The organism is Halomonas sp. DN3 (assembly GCF_024137905.1).
In the GTDB taxonomy this organism is placed as follows: Bacteria; Pseudomonadota; Gammaproteobacteria; order Pseudomonadales; family Halomonadaceae; genus Halomonas; species Halomonas litopenaei.
This window is the reverse complement of the sequence record NZ_CP099965.1, coordinates 756,214-773,546: the sequence shown is the minus strand read 5'-3', so window position 1 is coordinate 773,546 and position 17,333 is coordinate 756,214. Positions and strand designations below refer to the sequence as shown.

Annotated in this window: 14 protein-coding genes and 5 tRNA genes; 10 read left to right on the top strand and 9 right to left on the bottom strand. The window is 64.0% G+C overall.

The window, feature by feature from the left end; all coding sequences use genetic code 11:
- Window positions 1–74 precede the first annotated feature (74 nt).
- The 9 genes from NKF27_RS03520 to NKF27_RS03480 all read right to left on the bottom strand — a co-directional run bounded on the left by NKF27_RS03520 (window position 75) and on the right by NKF27_RS03480 (window position 7,500).
- Window positions 75–1,361, bottom strand: a complete 1,287-nt coding sequence (locus tag NKF27_RS03520; protein WP_045992146.1) for a YeaH/YhbH family protein — start codon at window positions 1,359–1,361, stop codon at window positions 75–77.
- Between the two features lie 63 nt (window positions 1,362–1,424).
- Window positions 1,425–3,347, bottom strand: coding sequence for a PrkA family serine protein kinase (locus tag NKF27_RS03515; RefSeq protein ID WP_045992147.1), 1,923 nt, complete (start codon window positions 3,345–3,347; stop codon window positions 1,425–1,427).
- 337 nt (window positions 3,348–3,684) lie between these two features.
- Entirely contained in the window at window positions 3,685–5,697 is a 2,013-nt protein-coding gene (locus NKF27_RS03510) for an NADPH-dependent 2,4-dienoyl-CoA reductase (protein WP_253555355.1), read from the bottom strand.
- A gap of 394 nt (window positions 5,698–6,091) precedes the next feature.
- Window positions 6,092–6,168: transfer RNA gene (locus NKF27_RS03505), tRNA-Asp, on the bottom strand.
- 3 nt (window positions 6,169–6,171) lie between these two features.
- Window positions 6,172–6,248 (bottom strand) — tRNA-Val (locus NKF27_RS03500).
- 63 nt (window positions 6,249–6,311) lie between these two features.
- Window positions 6,312–6,388, bottom strand: a tRNA-Asp gene (locus NKF27_RS03495).
- A 29-nt stretch (window positions 6,389–6,417) separates the two neighbouring features.
- Window positions 6,418–6,494: transfer RNA gene (locus NKF27_RS03490), tRNA-Asp, on the bottom strand.
- Between the two features lie 40 nt (window positions 6,495–6,534).
- Window positions 6,535–6,610: transfer RNA gene (locus tag NKF27_RS03485), tRNA-Val, on the bottom strand.
- Window positions 6,611–6,789: 179 nt separating this feature from the next.
- Window positions 6,790–7,500 (bottom strand): alpha/beta family hydrolase, encoded by a 711-nt coding sequence (locus tag NKF27_RS03480; protein WP_253555354.1) that lies wholly within the window; start codon window positions 7,498–7,500, stop codon window positions 6,790–6,792.
- Between the two features lie 165 nt (window positions 7,501–7,665).
- On the opposite strand from NKF27_RS03480, the gene ccoN reads away from it, so the two are divergent.
- From ccoN to fnr, 10 genes are all read left to right on the top strand, one after another.
- Window positions 7,666–9,090 (top strand): cytochrome-c oxidase, cbb3-type subunit I, encoded by a 1,425-nt coding sequence (ccoN, locus tag NKF27_RS03475; RefSeq protein WP_045992149.1) that lies wholly within the window; start codon window positions 7,666–7,668, stop codon window positions 9,088–9,090.
- 23 nt (window positions 9,091–9,113) lie between these two features.
- Window positions 9,114–9,731 (top strand): cytochrome-c oxidase, cbb3-type subunit II, encoded by a 618-nt coding sequence (gene ccoO / locus NKF27_RS03470; protein ID WP_108131320.1) that lies wholly within the window; start codon window positions 9,114–9,116, stop codon window positions 9,729–9,731.
- Window positions 9,732–9,733: 2 nt separating this feature from the next.
- Window positions 9,734–9,946: a CcoQ/FixQ family Cbb3-type cytochrome c oxidase assembly chaperone gene (locus NKF27_RS03465; protein ID WP_045992151.1), complete on the top strand. Its 213-nt coding sequence runs from the start codon at window positions 9,734–9,736 to the stop codon at window positions 9,944–9,946.
- The gene (ccoP, locus tag NKF27_RS03460; RefSeq protein ID WP_045992152.1) at window positions 9,943–10,884 is read left to right on the top strand and encodes a cytochrome-c oxidase, cbb3-type subunit III; all 942 of its coding nucleotides are present in this window, start codon (window positions 9,943–9,945) and stop codon (window positions 10,882–10,884) included. Before NKF27_RS03465 ends, ccoP begins: the two co-directional genes overlap by 4 nt.
- A gap of 116 nt (window positions 10,885–11,000) precedes the next feature.
- A complete protein-coding gene (gene ccoG, locus NKF27_RS03455) occupies window positions 11,001–12,419 on the top strand; it encodes a cytochrome c oxidase accessory protein CcoG (RefSeq protein ID WP_239452526.1) in 1,419 nt (472 codons plus the stop codon).
- Window positions 12,419–12,943 (top strand): FixH family protein, encoded by a 525-nt coding sequence (locus NKF27_RS03450; protein ID WP_124802786.1) that lies wholly within the window; start codon window positions 12,419–12,421, stop codon window positions 12,941–12,943. Before ccoG ends, NKF27_RS03450 begins: the two co-directional genes overlap by 1 nt.
- Entirely contained in the window at window positions 12,943–15,417 is a 2,475-nt protein-coding gene (locus tag NKF27_RS03445; RefSeq protein WP_253555353.1) for a heavy metal translocating P-type ATPase, read from the top strand. The genes NKF27_RS03450 and NKF27_RS03445 overlap by 1 nt, the downstream gene beginning before the upstream one ends.
- Complete coding sequence (ccoS, locus tag NKF27_RS03440; protein ID WP_253555352.1) at window positions 15,414–15,644, top strand: cbb3-type cytochrome oxidase assembly protein CcoS; 231 nt, start codon at window positions 15,414–15,416, stop codon at window positions 15,642–15,644. The genes NKF27_RS03445 and ccoS overlap by 4 nt, the downstream gene beginning before the upstream one ends.
- Window positions 15,641–16,327, top strand: a complete 687-nt coding sequence (locus NKF27_RS03435; RefSeq protein ID WP_253555351.1) for a sulfite exporter TauE/SafE family protein — start codon at window positions 15,641–15,643, stop codon at window positions 16,325–16,327. The genes ccoS and NKF27_RS03435 overlap by 4 nt, the downstream gene beginning before the upstream one ends.
- A gap of 154 nt (window positions 16,328–16,481) precedes the next feature.
- Entirely contained in the window at window positions 16,482–17,222 is a 741-nt protein-coding gene (fnr, locus tag NKF27_RS03430; protein ID WP_045992157.1) for a fumarate/nitrate reduction transcriptional regulator Fnr, read from the top strand.
- Window positions 17,223–17,333 lie beyond the last annotated feature (111 nt).

The following is a 17,333-nucleotide window of genomic DNA, read 5'->3' as shown; positions in this document are numbered from 1 at the left end:
ATCATCGCCCGGAGTTGCGTAGCGCTTGTTCAGGGGCCGCAAGGCCCCGGCCTGCTGTCGAGTCGACCGAGGGGTCAACTCTCGGCGCGACGCTTGAACAAGGCACGGAACACCGGATAGATATCCCCCGGCTCGACGATCTGACGCATGGCGAAACGGTCAGGATAGGCCGCCTCCACCCGCTCGTACTCTTCCCACAGGGCCTGGTGGGCGTGGGGCGTGATCTCCACGTAGGTGAAGTACTGCAGGCGCCCCATCAGTGACTTGGTCAGGAGCTCACGACAGTTCACCGAATCATCGTCCCAGTTGTCGCCATCCGAGGCCTGGGCCACGTACAGATTCCACTGCCCCGGCGGGTAGCGCTTGTCGATGATCTCGTCGACCAGGGTCAAGGCGCTGGAGACGATGGTGCCGCCGGTCTCGCGGGAGTAGAAGAACTCCTCCTCGTCGACCTCCTTGGCGGCGGTATGATGCCTGACGAAGACCAGCTCGACCCGCTCGTAGCTGCGCTCGAGAAACAGGTACAGCAGCAGGAAGAAGCGCTTGGCGATGTCCTTGTGGGCCTGGGTCATCGACCCGGAGACGTCCATCACGCAGAACATCACCGCCTTGCTCGATGGCTGGGGCTGGTTGATCAGGTGGTTGTAGCGAAGATCGTAGGTGTCGATGAAGGGCACCGCCTCCAGGCGCCGCTCCAGGCGCTCGATCTCGTCCTTGAGCTCCTGGATGCGAGCGGGGTTTCGGAGCACCGGATCCTTGCGCTCCTCGACCTCCAGTGCCTCCTGAGCCTCGCGCAGGGCCCGACGAATGGGCGCCCGCATGGCGATACGTCGGGCCTGGGCCTCGCGCATGGAGCGCACGATGTTGATCCTCGCCGGCACCCCATCCCGGGACACCCCGGCGCGCACCGGCCGCACCTCCTCGACGTCGACCAGCGGCTTGCGCTCCAGGTGGGGCAACTCCAGGCCGTCGAAGACAAACTCGAGAAATTCCTCCCGCGTCAGGGTGAAGGCGAACTCGTCCATGCCCTCACCCTGATTGGAAGCGCCGCCTTCGCCGCTGCCATCGCCACCACCGCCGCCACCGTCCGGACGGCGCAGGCGATCCCCTTCCTGAAATTCTCGATTGCCCGGCGCGACGATGGAGCGACGCCCCCCGCTGCCGTGCTGGAATACCGGCTCGGAGATATCACGGCTCGGGATCGAGACCTTCTCGCCGCGCTCCATGTCGGTGATGGAACGGCGATTCACCGCCTCCTCCACGGAGCGCTTGATATGGGTCCGATAACGGTCAAGAAAGCGCTGGCGGTTGACCGCGCTCTTGTTCTTGGCGTTGGCTCGGCGATCGATGAAGTAGGTCATGGGACCTCCTGGGCGCAGTCGACAAGGGTGGCAGGCACCGGGACGCTCCCGGTGCCTTCACGGCTACTGCGACTTGCGCACCCTCAGGTACCACTCCGACAGCAGGCGCACCTGCTTCTCGGTGTAGCCTCGATCCTTCATCCGCGCCACGAAGTCCTCGTGTTTCTTGATGTCGGCAGAGGATGCCTTGGCGTTGAAGGAAATCACCGGCAGCAGCTCCTCGGTGTTGGCGAACATCTTGTGCTCGATCACACCACGCAGCTTCTCGTAGGACTGCCAGCCCGGATTCATGCCGTTGTTCTGGGCACGCGCCCTGAGCACGAAGTTGACCACCTCGTGGCGGAAGTCCTTGGGATTGGAGATGCCCGCCGGCTTCTCGATCTTTTCCAGCTCGTCATTGAGCGACTGGCGATCGAACAGCTCGCCAGTCTCGGGATCCCGGTACTCCTGATCCTGGATCCAGAAGTCGGCGTAGGTGACGTAGCGGTCGAAGATGTTCTGACCGTACTCGGAGTAGGACTCCAGGTAGGCGGTCTGGATCTCCTTGCCGATGAAGTCGACGTAGCGCGGCGCCAGGTACTCCTTGATGTAGCGCAGATAACGCTCGAAGGTCTCCTTGGGCAACTGCTCCTGCTCCAGACGCTGCTCCAGCACATACAGCAGGTGCACCGGATTGGCCGCCACCTCATGGTTGTCGAAGTTGAATACCTTCGACAGGATCTTGAAGGCGAAGCGTGTGGACAACCCGTCCATGCCCTCGTCCACCCCGGCGCTGTCGCGATACTCCTGAATCGACTTGGCCTTGGGATCGGTGTCCTTCAGATTCTCGCCGTCATAGACCCGCATCTTGGAGTAGACGCTTGAGTTCTCCGGCTCCTTGAGCCGCGACAGCACCGAGAACTGTGCCAGCATGCGCAGGGTATCCGGCGCGCAGGGAGCCTGGTTGAGCGAGGAGTGCTCGAGCAGCTTCTTGTAGATGTTGATCTCTTCGGAGACCCGCAGGCAGTAAGGCACTTTGACGATGTAGACCCGGTCGAGGAAGGCCTCGTTGTTGCGATTGTTGCGGAACGCCTGCCACTCGCTCTCGTTGGAGTGGGCCAGCACGACGCCATCGAAGGGTATCGCGCCCATGCCCTCGGTGGGGTTGTAGTTGCCTTCCTGGGTGGCGGTCAGCAGTGGGTGCAGCACCTTGATCGGCGCCTTGAACATCTCGACGAACTCCATCAGACCCTGGTTGGCCCGACACAGGCCACCGGAGAAGCTGTAGGCGTCCGGATCATCCTGGGAGTAGAGCTCGAGCTGGCGGATGTCCACCTTGCCGACCAGCGAGGAGATGTCCTGGTTGTTCTCGTCGCCAGGCTCGGTCTTGGAGATGGCGATCTGATTGAGCCGCGAGGGATACAGCCGCACCACCCGGAACTGGGAGATGTCACCACCGGACTCCTTGAGTCGCTTGGCTGCCCAGGGCGACATCACGCTGCGCAGGTGGCGACCGGGAATGCCGTACTCCTTCTCGAGCAGCTCGCCGTCTTCTTCGGGCGAGAACAGGCCAAGCGGGGACTCGTGCACCGGAGAACCCTTGATGGCGTAGAACGGCACTTTTTCCATCAACAGCTTGAGCCGCTCGGCCAACGACGACTTGCCGCCACCCACCGGCCCCAGCAGGTAGAGAATCTGCTTTTTCTCTTCCAGGCCCTGAGCGGCGTGGCGGAAGTAGGCCACGATCTGCTCGATGGCCTCCTCCATGCCGTGGAATTCACTGAACGCCGGGTAGCGGCGTATCACCTTGTTGGAAAAGATCCGCGCCAGCCTCGGGTCCTTGGCGGTGTCGATCACCTCGGGTTCACCGATGGCCTCCAGCATGCGTTCGGCCGCACTGGCGTAGGCGGAAGGGTCTTGACGGCAGAGTTCCAGATATTCCTGCAGGGACATTTCTTCCTGCTGGACGCGAGCGAAGCGGTTCTGCACGTGGTCGAAGATGCTCATCGATGCCTCCTGTGATGCCCGGGACTCGATCTGGACGACGTCACCCACCCTTGCCTGCCATCGCCCTTGTCGAGGGGGTACTCTCAGCGTAGAACAGCATTAGCCAATGACGATGCTCGGATCTTCAACGCTGAACGTCCTTACCTATAAGAACTCATGCCAGCAGAAGCGTTTCATTGTCCAGACGTAATTCGACCTAAGAGGGTCAAGAGGCACCAAAGCCGAGGTAGCCGACGGCCGGGAAGCCAGCGCCGGACGCCACCTGCCCGGTCCTCATGAGGCACGACAGCGCACCTCCTGAGGATTACCGAATCTGCATATTTTATTGTCGACAATCCTACAGTGACGCCGCCAGACGCACGCCCTGATCGATGGCGCGCTTGGCGTCCAGCTCCGCTGCCTTGTCCGCCCCACCGATGATCGACACCCGAACGCCGGCGGCCTCAAGTGGCGCTACCAGCTCACGCACCGACTCCTGCCCGGCACACACCACCACACTGTCCACGGCCAGGGTGCGCTCCTCGCCGTCAACGCTCAGATGCAGGCCCTGGTCGTCGATACGCTGATACTCGCAGCCGGGTATCGCCTGGACGCCCCGATGGCGCAGCGAGGCCCGATGCACCCAGCCAGAGGTAGTGCCAAGCCCCTTGCCGGGCTTGGAGCTCTTGCGCTGCAGCAGAAAGACCTCCCGCGGTGACTCGGGACGCTGTGCGGGCTTGAGCCCTCCCGGCGCGCTCACGGCGAGATCCACGCCCCACTCGTCACACCACTCGGCCAGGGGGTCGTCACCCGGGGCGACGTGGGTCAGTAGCTCCGCCACGTCAAAGCCGATACCTCCTGCACCGATGATGGCGACCCGCCGCCCGACCCGCCCGGGTGACTCGATTGCCTCTGCGTAGCTCAGCACACTGGCATGATCGGCACCGGGCAACTGAAGCTGGCGGGGACGGACGCCGGTGGCCAGCACCACGTGATCAAAGCCCTCGAGGTCGGTCAGCGTTGCTTCACAGGACAGCCTGACGTCGACACCGGTCTTGTCGAGCATGACCCGGAAGTAGCGCAGCGTCTCGTCGAACTCCTCCTTGCCAGGTATCCGACGGGCAAAGTTGAACTGCCCCCCCAGACTGGATTGGCGCTCGAACAGGGTGACCCTGTGGCCCCGCTCGGCGGCACTGACGGCGGTAGCGAGTCCGGCAGGACCGCCCCCTACCACCGCCACCGCCTGCGGCGTGGCGGCCGGCTCCAGCGACAGCTCGGTCTCGTGACAGGCGCGAGGATTGACCAGGCACGAGGTCAGCTTGCCCTGGAAGGTGTGGTCGAGGCAGGCCTGGTTGCAGGCGATGCAGGTGTTGATCTCGTCTGCTCTGTCGCCGCGAGCCTTGGCCACCCAGGCGGGGTCGGCCAGCAGAGGCCGGGCCATGGAGACCATGTCGGCGTGGCCCTCGGCGAGCACCCGCTCAGCCACCTCGGGCATGTTGATGCGGTTGGTGGTGATCAGCGGAATCGCCACCGCCTGACGCATGCGCCGGGACACCTCGGTAAAGGCCGCCCGCGGCACACTGGTGACGATGGTCGGCACCCTGGCCTCGTGCCAGCCGATGCCGGTGTTGATGACGTCGGCACCGGCGGCTTCCACCGCCTGCCCCAGGGCGATGACCTCGTCATGGGTGCTGCCGTCCTCCACCAGGTCGATCATCGACAGCCGGTAGATCAGCAGAAAACGATCCCCCACCGCCGCGCGTACCCGGCGCAGGATCTCCAGCGCAAAGCGACAGCGATTGTCGAAGTCGCCGCCCCAGCGATCCTGGCGCTGATTGGTGCGCCGACAGATGAACTGATTGATCAGGTAGCCCTCGGAGCCCATGATCTCGACGCCATCGTAGCCGGCCTGCTGGGCCAGGCGCGCGCAGCGCACGTAGTCGTCGATCTGCCGCTCCACATCCTCGTCAGTAAGCTCACGCGGCACGAAGGGATTGATCGGCGCCTGGATCGCCGACGGCGCCACCAGCTCCGGCGAGTAGGCGTAGCGCCCAGCGTGCAGGATCTGCATGCAGATGCGTCCGCCCTCGGCGTGCACCGCCTCGACGACCTGACGGTGTCCCTCGAGCTGGTCCTCGCTGGTCAACTGCGAGGCCCCCTGGAAGACGGCGCCTTCGGCGTTGGGGGCGATGCCGCCGGTCACAATCAGCGCCACTCCCTCGCGGGCGCGCTCGGCGTAGAAGGCGGCCAGACGCTCGAAGCCGCGCGGTGCTTCTTCCAGGTTGGTATGCATGGAGCCCATCAGCACACGATTGGGCAGGCTCAGATGGCCCAGGCGCAAGGGAGTGAAGAGCTGGGGATAGGCGGTCACGGGGCGGTCCTTCGCAGCACAGGCTGCGCGTTGTTGTTGGCGGTGTCGGATGGCGCGCTCACACAATTGGCGCCACTCATCGACCAATTTCAAACAACTGTATGATAGCAGTCCACCCTCTGCCACCCCCCTCGATGAAAATGCGCGCAAAACGCATCGTCGGGCAAAGGTTTCTTTCTGGCCAGCTCCGGGGATAGCTCTTGAAAGAGCTCCTGAAACAGCTCCTGGAATCGTCCTCCTGGAACAGCTCTCTGGATAGCCCTCCAGTCAACCCTCGTCCACCACCGCTGACCTGACGCACACGAAAAAGGCCCCGCTGCGTAGCAGCGGGGCCTTCCGAAATAAGCGCCGGTAACAGGACCGGACTTTTCCAGCGAACTGGATCGAGTGAAACTGGCGGACCGGACGGGACTCGAACCCGCGACCTCCGGCGTGACAGGCCGGCATTCTAACCAACTGAACTACCGGTCCGCGTGGTGGGTGATACCGGATTCGAACCAGTGACCCCCAGCATGTGAGGCTGGTGCTCTAACCAACTGAGCTAATCACCCACGTTATTTCACACGGTGCGATGTCTCGAGTTTCCTGAAGACGTCGTCTTTGGCTTGTCATCGTGGCGGACCGGACGGGACTCGAACCCGCGACCTCCGGCGTGACAGGCCGGCATTCTAACCAACTGAACTACCGGTCCGCAATGATGACCAATTCGAGAAGAGACGCTGGCGGACCGGACGGGACTCGAACCCGCGACCTCCGGCGTGACAGGCCGGCATTCTAACCAACTGAACTACCGGTCCAGCGCTCTCTACTCTACGTGTCCATCCATCATTTTCATGATGGTGGGTGGTACAGGGTTCGAACCTGTGACCCCCAGCTTGTAAGGCTGGTGCTCTCCCAGCTGAGCTAACCACCCCTGGTCACGTGGCGCTGCATTCTACAGAACATCCGAGGGATGTCAACGCGCTCCACGCATCTTTCTCGTTTTTTTTGTCCCGACTTTTGCCCGTGCATTCATCGACTTGGGCCGAAAGCCAGGCGGCGCAAGGGCTGGCGCCACAGCGCCGTGATATCCACCCTTGTAGAAAGAAGCGCTCACGACTTGCTCATGGCGTCCGCGGTAGCGCGCGCCGCCTTAGCCATCAGGTCCTGACGCGACAGTCCACTCAAGCGCCGCGGCGACCAGTCGTGGTCGCCATCCTCGAGCCATTCAAGACACGCATGCGCCGGCAACTCATAGCCCGCCACCTCGTCGCGAGTACCGAAAGGGTCCCGGGTACCCTGCAGTACCACCAGAGGGCAAGCCAGCGACGGCCAGTGATCCAGCCGCAGGCGCTCGGGCTTGCCCACGGGATGAAAGGGGTAGCCAGCCAGCACCAGCCCCGGTGCACCGTCCTCGGCGGCCAGCAGACTGGCCACCCGCCCGCCCATGGACTTGCCGCCGAGCCACAGCGCCCCCGGCACCAACTGCGACAAAACGTCACGCCAGAGGCGCATTTCCTCCACCAGCCGAGCCACCCTGGGCGGCGGCCGCCGACGCCCCGCCGCACGCATCTCGCGCAGGTAGGCAAACTCGAATGACAGCGTCTGTACGCCGGCCCTGGCCAGCGCCGCGCGCCATTCAAGCAAAAAGGGTGAATCGTGTCCGGCACCGGCCCCATGCGCCAGCAACAACACGTCTCGGCAAGGTGGTCCCTCCAGGATCACCGGCGCCAGGTCGGGCACTTGCCACTCGCCACGGTGCCCGGCGGCGAGTGCCTGACTGAATTCCTGAGTAAAAGCGTCGGGTAAAACGAGTTGTGACACGGCCAAGTTTCCAAAGTTCACTGCCACCAGAGGCTAAGTTCTTCTCACTGCCAGGCTGGGCTAGAATTCTGAGTGGTTGTTGATCTGCATCATTCTGAGGCAATTGCCGGGCAGGCACTATGGCCGGGGGATCGTCCCCTTTACGCGATCGATGGGAAACTGATCATGAGCACAGCATTTGAACATCCGACCTACAACTACAAGGTGGTCCGGCAGTTCGCGATCATGACGGTGGTGTGGGGCATCGTGGGCATGACCCTCGGTGTGATTCTCGCCGCCCAACTGGTCTGGCCGGAACTCAACCTTGGCTTGCCCTGGACAAGCTTCGGTCGGCTTCGCCCGCTGCATACCAATGCGGTCATCTTCGCCTTCGGCGGCTCCGCCCTGTTCGCGACGTCCTACTACGTCGTCCAGCGCACCTGCCAGGTGAGGCTGATCAGCGACAAGCTGGCCGCCTTTACCTTCTGGGGCTACCAGGCGGTCATCCTGTGCGCGGTCGTCACCCTGCCGCTGGGCCTCACCGAGGTCAAGGAATACGCCGAGCTGGAATGGCCCATCGACATTCTGCTCGCGGTGGTGTGGGTGACCTACGCAGCCGTCTTCCTAGGCACCATCAAGGTCCGCAAGACCTCCCACATCTACGTGGCCAACTGGTTCTTCGCCGCCTTCATCCTGACCGTTGCCGTACTGCACATCGTCAACAGCGCGGCCCTTCCGGTCACCGCCACCTACTCCATCTCCATCTACTCCGGCGCCATCGACGCCATGGTGCAGTGGTGGTACGGCCACAACGCGGTAGGCTTCTTCCTGACCGCCGGCTTCCTCGGCATGATGTATTACTTTGTGCCCAAGCAAGCCGAGCGCCCGGTCTACTCCTACCGCCTGTCCATCGTCCACTTCTGGGCGCTGATCATGGTCTACATGTGGGCCGGTCCCCACCACCTGCACTACACCGCCCTGCCGAACTGGGCGCAGTCGCTGGGCATGGTGATGTCGATCATTCTGCTGGCGCCCTCCTGGGGCGGCATGATCAACGGCATGATGACGCTCTCCGGGGCCTGGCATAAGCTGCGAACCGACCCGACCCTGCGCTTTCTCGTCGTCGCGTTGTCGTTCTACGGCATGTCGACCTTCGAAGGCCCGATGATGGCGGTGAAGACCGTCAACGCCCTGTCCCACTACACCGACTGGACCATCGGTCACGTCCACGCCGGCGCCCTCGGCTGGGTCGCGATGATCACCATCGGCTCGATGTACCACCTGATTCCACGCCTGTTCGGTCACACCGAGATGTACTCCGTCAAGCTGGTGGCGGTGCACTTCTGGCTGGCCACCATCGGCACCGTGCTGTACATCGCCGCGATGTGGGTCAACGGCATCCTGCAGGGCCTGATGTGGCGCGCCATCAACGAAGACGGCACCTTGATGTACACCTTCGTCGAGACCGTCGAGGCTAGCGGCCCCGGCTACATCGTGCGCCTGATCGGTGGCCTTTTCTGGGTGACCGGCATGCTGATCATGGCCGTCAACGTGGCCATGACCGTCAAGGGTTCCGCCAAGCGCGGCGCGCCCCTGCCCCAGACCGCCTGAGTCAACGAAGGACCGAGACTGACATGAAACACGAGATCATAGAAAAGAACGTCGGTTTGATGGCGGTGCTGGTGCTGGTGGTGATCAGCTTCGGTGGCCTGGCCGAGATCGTACCGCTGTTCTTCCAGAAGCAGACCACGGAGCCGGTCGAGGGCCTCGAGCCACTGTCCGCACTGGAACTGGAAGGCCGGGACATCTATCGCCGCGAAGGCTGCGTCGGCTGTCATTCGCAGATGATTCGCCCCTTCCGTGCCGAGACCGAGCGCTATGGCCACTACAGTGTGGCCGGTGAATCCGTCTACGAGCACAACTTCCTGTGGGGGTCCAAGCGCACCGGCCCGGACCTGGCCCGCGTCGGCGGTCGCTACAGTGACGACTGGCATCGTGCCCACCTCTACAACCCGCGGGACGTGGTGCCCGAATCGGTGATGCCGGCCTACCCCTGGCTGTTCGAGAACACCCTGGACGGCGAGGACACCCCGGCCAAGATGCGCACCCTTCAGAAACTGGGCGTGCCCTACACCGACGAGCAGATCGCCAACGCCACCAGCGAGGTCCGCGGTGAGCGTGAAATCACCGCCCTGGTCGCCTACCTGCAGCAGCTTGGCACGGTGTTGCCCAGCTCGGCGAAGAGCCCGTAACCATGGATATCGGAACCTTTCGCGGCATCTTGACCGGCATCCTGCTGATCGCCTTCCTGGGCCTGGTGGCCTGGGCCTACTCGAGCCGCCGCAAGCGCGAGTTCGATCAGGCGGCGCAGCTGCCGTTCGCCGACGACGACGAACAACCGAATCGTGACCGCACGGCCGAGCGACAGGCCGATTCCCGAGAGGACAGGGGAGAGAAGAACACATGAATACGCTTTGGGGTGATGCCCTCTCAGGCTTCTGGAGTGCCTGGATCATCGTCATCACGCTCGGCACCATCGGCTTTGCGTTCTGGCTTCTGTGGGCCAACCGCAAGACCGACAAGCGCCCTGACGCCGACGGCACTGTCGAGACCACCGGCCACACCGCCGACGGTATCGACGAATACGACAACCCGCTGCCTCGCTGGTGGTTTCAGCTCTACGTTGCCACGGTGATCTTTTCCCTGGGCTATCTGGTGCTGTATCCGGGCCTCGGCAACTTCGCCGGTGTGCTGGGCTGGAGCCAGGAAGGTCAGTGGGAGGAAGAGGTCGCCCAGGCCGAAGAGCGCTTTGCGCCGATCTTCGAGAAGTACCAGCAGGTACCCATCCCGGAACTCGCCCAGGACGGTGACGCCATGCAGGTGGCCGAGCGCATCTTCCTCAACAACTGCGCCATCTGCCACGGTTCCAACGCCAAGGGCGGCTACGGCTTCCCCAATCTGACCGACGACGACTGGCTCTACGGCGGCGAGCCCGAGCACATCGTCACCACCATCAACAATGGACGCAATGGCCTGATGCCGTCATGGCAGCAGCTCGGCGCGGACAATATCGAGAACCTGACCCAGCATGTGCTGTCGCTGTCCGGCCAGGCCGAGGACGCCGAACGTGCCGAAAAAGGCGGCGCCGTCTTCACCTCGGTATGTGCCGCCTGCCATATGCCTGACGGTACCGGCAACCAGGCGCTGGGCGCGCCCAATCTGACCGACGACAGCTGGCTGTACCAGGCACCGGGCCAGAGCCTGGCCGACTCCGTGCGTCAGACGCTGCGCAACGGCCGCAATGGCCATATGCCGGCGCAGGCCGCCTACATCGGCGAGGAGCGGGTCCACCTGGTCGCCGCCTATGTCTATGGTCTGAGCCAGAATCAAGACCAGAGTCAGTAGTGACCCCAGCGGGATCGCTCCCGCGGCGAGTGCGGCGCTTGGCCGCACTCGCCACCCACCTACCCGTCAATCGCTAGACTGGGGCTTCGGCCCCATCGACGCGATGTGAGTCTGCCATGAGCGACAAGATCCCTGCCCACGACGTCACCGACCCTGCGGTGTCGCACCATTCCCCCGACAGCCAGAGCATGTACGAGAGCCGCCGGCACATCTACGTACGCGAGATCAAAGGCGTGTTCCAGCGTGTCCGTCGGGTCGCCAACTGGGCGCTGATGCTCGGTTTTCTGCTGCTGCCCTGGATTCCCTGGGGTGATCGACCGGCGGTCTGGTTTGATCTGCCGGGGCGCGAATTTCATATCTTCGCCGCCACCTTCTACCCTCAGGAATTCGTGCTGCTGTCCTGGCTTTTGATCATCTGCGCCTTCGGCCTGTTCTTCATCACCGTCTTTGCCGGCCGTGTCTGGTGCGGTTACACCTGCCCCCAGAGCGTCTGGACCTTCCTGTTCATCTGGGTCGAGCACCGCATCGAGGGGCCGCGCAATCGTCGCATCAAGCTCGACAAGCGCTCCTGGGACGCCGACAAGGCCTGGCGCAAGAGCGCCAAGCACGCCATCTGGCTGATCATCTCGGCGGCCACCGGCATCACCTTCGTCGGCTACTTCACCCCGATCGGTGGCCTGGTGCTGGATCTTGCCACCCTCTCGGCCAGCGGCTGGTCCTATTTCTGGGTCGGCTTCTTTATCGTCTTCACCTACCTGAACGCCGGCTGGCTGCGCGAGCAGGTCTGCCTGTACATGTGCCCCTACGCCCGCTTCCAGTCGGTGATGTTCGATCGCGACACCCTGATCGTGTCCTACGACTACCACCGCGGGGAGCCTCGCGGCCCGCGCAAGCGCAACGCCGACCCGGCAGAGCAGGGCCTTGGCCACTGCATCGACTGCGACCTCTGTGTTCAGGTCTGTCCGACCGGCATCGATATCCGCGACGGTCTGCAGTACCAGTGCATCACCTGCGCCGCCTGCATAGACGCCTGCGACAGCGTCATGGACAAGATGGGCTACCCCCGTGGCCTGGTACGTTACACCACCGAGCACGCCCTCGACGGCAACAAGACCCACCTGTTGAGGCCTCGACTGATCGGCTATCTGGTCGCCCTGGTGGTGATGATCGGCCTGTTCGTCTGGACCATCGCCGACCGCACACCGCTGGATGTGGATGTGGAGCGCGATCGCGCTCGGCTCTATCAGACACTGACCGATGGACGCATCGCCAACTCCTACGCCATGACCGTGCGTAACCTCGACAACCGCCCTCATCGCTACGTGATCGAGGTAGCCGGCATCGAAGGTCTCGAGAGCGACACCACCGCCATCGAGGTTCCCGCCAACCAGTCCCGCCAACTGGTGATGACCTTGAGCGTGAATCCTGATCAGATGGAACAACGCAGTGCCGATATCAGCGTTCGCGTCCTCGCCGAGGACGATCCGTCCGTGGCCATCGAACGTGAAAGCCGCTTTATAGGAGTTACCCCCTGATGTCCCTGTCCGATCCCCAGGTGCCGCCCTGGTACAAGCAGTTCTGGCCCTGGTTCCTGATCGCCCTGCTGCTGTCGTCGGTCACCTTCAGCATGGTCTACCTGGCCTTCTCGATCCGCTACTTCGACGGTTCGGTGCCGGACGATTACTACAAGGAAGGTCTGGCCATCAACGTCCAGCTCGAAAAGCAGCAACGTGCCGAGGCGCTGGGGCTGGCGGCCGAGCTGCGCATCGACGCCACCACCGGCGACGTGGTGGTAACGCTCGATGGCGACGAACGCCCAGAGCGGCTGGATCTGGCGCTGAAGTTCCCCACCGATGGCGCCCGCGACCGGGCACTGGTGCTGACCCACACCCGTGAAGGCCACTACGTCGGCACCCTCGAACGCAATCTGCGCTATCGCTGGTACCTTCAGCTGCAGCCCCACGCAGAAGGCGCGTCAGGACAGCAGCCTGAATGGCGCCTGACCGGCGAGGCAGAGTTCCCGCGGGAGACCTCCGTGCGCCTGACACCGGGACTCTGATGGCGGCCTCGTGCTACCACTGTGGCGCCCCGGTGGAGGCCGGGGCGCCCTGGTCGATCACCCTGGATGGCCAGCGCCATCCGCTGTGCTGCCCGGGCTGCGAGGCGGTGGCCCAGGCCATCGTCGGCGGCGGCCTGGACAGCTACTATCGCTTTCGCACCGCCCTGCCGGAGCGCCCATCGCCGATACCCGCCGACGAGGCCCGCTATCAGGTATTCGACGATCCGGGCCTGCAGGATCGTTTCGTGCGTCAGGATGGCGACACCAAGGTAGCGACCCTGGCGGTGGATGGCATCACCTGCGCCGCCTGCGCCTGGCTGATCGAGCACCGCCTGAATGCCCTCGACGGCCTGAAGAGCTGTGCTGTCAATCTTTCCCAGCACCGCCTTCAGGTGCGCTGGGATCCTGAACGTCTGTCGCTGTCGCGCCTGCTGGCCGAGATGGCCGCCATCGGCTATCCCTCCCAGCCCTACGAGCCGGACCAGGCCCAGCAGCGGCTCAAGCAACAGTCGCGCCAGATGATAAGACGCCTGATCGTGGCGGCCGTCGGCATGATGCAGGTGCTGATGTTTTCCATCCCGCACTACGTCGACGGCGGTGATCTCAGCACCGAGTTCGAGCGCCTGTTTGCCTGGCTATCGCTGGCGCTGACCACTCCGGTGGTACTGTACTCGGCCCAACCCTTCTTCGTCGGCGCCCTGCGTGATCTGCGAACCCGCGTGCTGGGCATGGATGTGCCGGTGGCCCTGGCCATCGGTGGGGCCTTTATCGCCAGCACCTGGTCGGTCGTGAGCGACTCCGGTGACCGCTACTTCGACTCGGTCAGCATGTTCACCTTCTTCCTGCTGTTCGGACGCTACCTGGAGTCTCGCGCCCGTACTCACTACGGCCGTAGCGGCAATGCCCTGGCCAGCGCCCTGCCGAGCGCTGCGGTGCGCCTCGACGAGCATGGCGATGAACGCGTCATCCCCGCCAGTCGGCTGGTCCCGGGTGACCGGGTTCGGGTCAGCCCCGGCGCCCAGATTCCCGCGGACGGCAACCTGACCTCGGGTCTTGCCCAGATCGACGAGTCGCTGCTGACCGGCGAATCGCTGCCCCTCCTGCGTCGCCAGGGAGATGCCGTGCACGCAGGTACCCTGTGCATGGACAGCCCGATCGAAGTGATGGTCACCCGCGTCGGCGACGACACCCGCGCCGCCGGCATTCTCGATCTCACCGACCGTGCCTTCACCCATCGTCCACGTATCGCCCGCCTGGCCGAGCAGGTGGCCCATCGCTTCGTGTTGAACCTGCTGGTCATCACCGCCCTGGTGGCGCTGGTCTGGAGCCTGATCGACCCGAGCCGCAGCCTGTGGATCACCCTGTCGGTACTGGTGGTGACCTGCCCCTGCGCCCTGGCGCTGGCGACCCCCACCGCCCTGACCGTGGCCCACGGCCGGCTGAGACGTGCCGGGGTACTGGTGACCCGAGCCGATGCGCTGGAGACCCTGGCCGGCCTCGATCGCGTCGTCTTCGACAAGACCGGCACCCTGACCCGGGGGCGCATGCAACTCGCCGAACACCGGCCGCTGAGCGACGACGAAGGAAGCGCCAACAATGGCGAGATGGACCCTGCCACCAAGCGCCGGCATCTGGCCCTGGCGGCGGCACTGGAAACCGGCTCGGAGCACCCCATCGCCCGCGCCTTCGCTGCCTGGCGCGACGCCAGCTGCCAGGCCAGCGAACTGCGCAATCACCCGGGCCAGGGCGTGGATGGCGTGATCGACGGCCGGCGCTGGCGACTGGGCCAGCCGCATTTTGCCTGCCTGGGCCAACCCGTTCCTGAGCTCCCTGGCGCAGGGCTTTGGTTGCTGCTGGCCTGCGAAGGCAAGCCCCAGGCCTGGTTCAAGCTCGACGATCAGCCCCGTGACGACGCCGCCGAGACCCTCGCCGCCCTCGCCCAGCGAGGGCTTGCCATCGAGATCCTGTCGGGCGACCGCGCCGTCAACGTTGGCCAGCTTGCCCACACGCTGGGCGTCGATCAGTGGCGTGGCGAGGCCACCCCCGAGGACAAGCTCGGGCACTTGAAGGCGCGGCAGGCAAAGGGCGAAAAGGTGGCCATGGTCGGTGATGGCATCAATGACGTGCCGGTACTGGCCGGCGCCGACCTTGCCATCGCCATGGCCGGGGCCAGCGACCTCACCCGCACCCGCGCCGATCTGGTATTGCTGGGCGAACCGCTCACGGGTATCGTCGAAGCCATCGAGGTGGCCCGCCAGACCCGTCGCATCATTCGCCAGAATCTGTCCTGGTCGGTGCTCTACAATGTCGTGGCGCTGCCCGCAGCGGCGCTGGGCTTCGTGCCCCCTTGGCTTGCCGCCATCGGCATGTCACTCAGCTCGTTACTGGTCATCGGCAATGCCCTGCGTCTGCGGCGCGGACGCACCAGGCCGACCGCGACACCTTCACCCGTCACCGCAAGCCCCGGCCCATGAGCATCCTTTACCTGTTGATACCCTTGTCGTTGATCCTGCTGGGCCTGGCGGTCTGGGCCTTCTTCTGGGCGGTGCGCAACGACCAGTTCGAGGACCTCGAAGGCCCCGCCTATCGCATCCTGTTCGAAGATGAAGACGACACTCGCAGTGCCGATGACGGCGCTTCCTCGTCCGAAACGCCTGCGCAGACATCCGATCGTGATCCATCATCCAGAGGGCCTGAGTGAATCCTACCGGCCTCGAGCTGCCTCCCATGATGGCGGCCTTCGTGTTTGGTCTGCTTGGTGGTGCACACTGTATTGGCATGTGCGGCGGCATCATGAGCGCTCTGACCTTTGCCATCCCCCCCAGCATGCGTCAACCTTGGCGGGTGGGCTCTCTGGTGCTCGGCTACAATGTAGGTCGTATCACCAGCTACTGTGTGGCGGGCGCTCTGGTTGCCACCCTGGGTTCGGTGATCGGCCTTTCGCCGACCCTGCGTGGCCTGATGCAGATCGTCGCCAGCCTGATGTTGATCCTGATGGCGCTTTACATTGCCGATCTATGGAAAGGCCTGCGTCACGTCGAGGCACTGGGGCGTCACCTCTGGAGGTACCTGGAACCCGCAGGCAGACGCCTGTTGCCGGTGGTGCGTCTGCCCCAGGCGGTGGCGCTGGGCGCCATCTGGGGCTGGCTGCCCTGTGGCCTGGTGTACTCGATGCTGGCCTGGAGCCTGGCACGGGCCGAACCCCTCGAGGGCGCACTGCTGATGGCGAGCTTCGGTCTTGGCACGCTTCCGGCGCTGGTGGTGACGGGCCTCGCCGCCAGACAAATGCAGGCCCTGCTGGCGCATCGGGCAACACGCCTCGCCGCCGCTGGCATGATCATCGCCTTTGCCGTCTGGCAACTTTGGACTGGGCTGCATCAATGACGCATCCTACCTCTAAGTTATTAATCCTAAAGAGGTAGACGCCACTTTTAGCTGATCTGAGGGTGTAGAATAGTGCCATCAACGTGCTGTACGGGCGACGTCTGTTCTCCCCATGGCCCAGTCAATATCGATCCCAGATACACAGGAGCTGCGAATGAGTCCTACGGCCCAAGATCGGCGGCGTCCCATGCTGCATGAGACTCGCTGTGAGTCCTGCAGCCTGAGTTCCTTGTGCCTTCCGCTGTCGCTGGAGACCGCCGACCTCGAGCGCTTCGATTCCATCATCCGTCGTCACCCGCCGATCAAGAAAGGCACACGATTGGTCGAGCAAGGAGATCGCTTCACCAGCGTCTTCGCGGTCCGGTCGGGGAGTCTCAAGCAGATCACCACCGAAGGCAGCGGCGAAGCTCAGTTGACCAACTTCTTCCTGCCCAGTGAACTGGTTGGGCTGGATGGCATCGACGACGGCCGCTATCCCGGCAGCGTGGTGGCGCTGGAGACCACCACGGTGTGCGAGATTCCCTTCGACCGCCTCGATGCGCTGACCCAGACCCTGCCGGAGCTGCGTGCCCAGCTGTTTCGCACCCTGAGCAAGGAGCTGCGAGAGGACCGCCGGATGATGCAGCTGCTGTCACGCAAGACCGCTGATCAGCGCCTGGCCTGCTTCTTCCTCGGCCTGTCGGATCGCTTCCGCCGCCGCGGCTATTCACCGTTCAGCTTCCGCCTGTCCATGTCCCGCGCCGACATCGGCAATCACCTGGGGCTGGCGGTGGAAACGGTCAGCCGTATCCTCGGGCGTTTCCAGCAGCAGGATCTGGTGGCGGTATCGGGACGTGAGGTCAATATCCTCGACCTGACCGCGCTGTCGACCCTGGCCGACACCGAAGTTACCTGAGCGGATCTGGCAGCAGCGTGCCGGGCCTGGCCGGCAGGGCCCTGTATCCAGGATCTGGAAAGCAGAGCGTAATAGATGGCGTGTGACAAAAAAGAGGCCGCATCCGGAGAT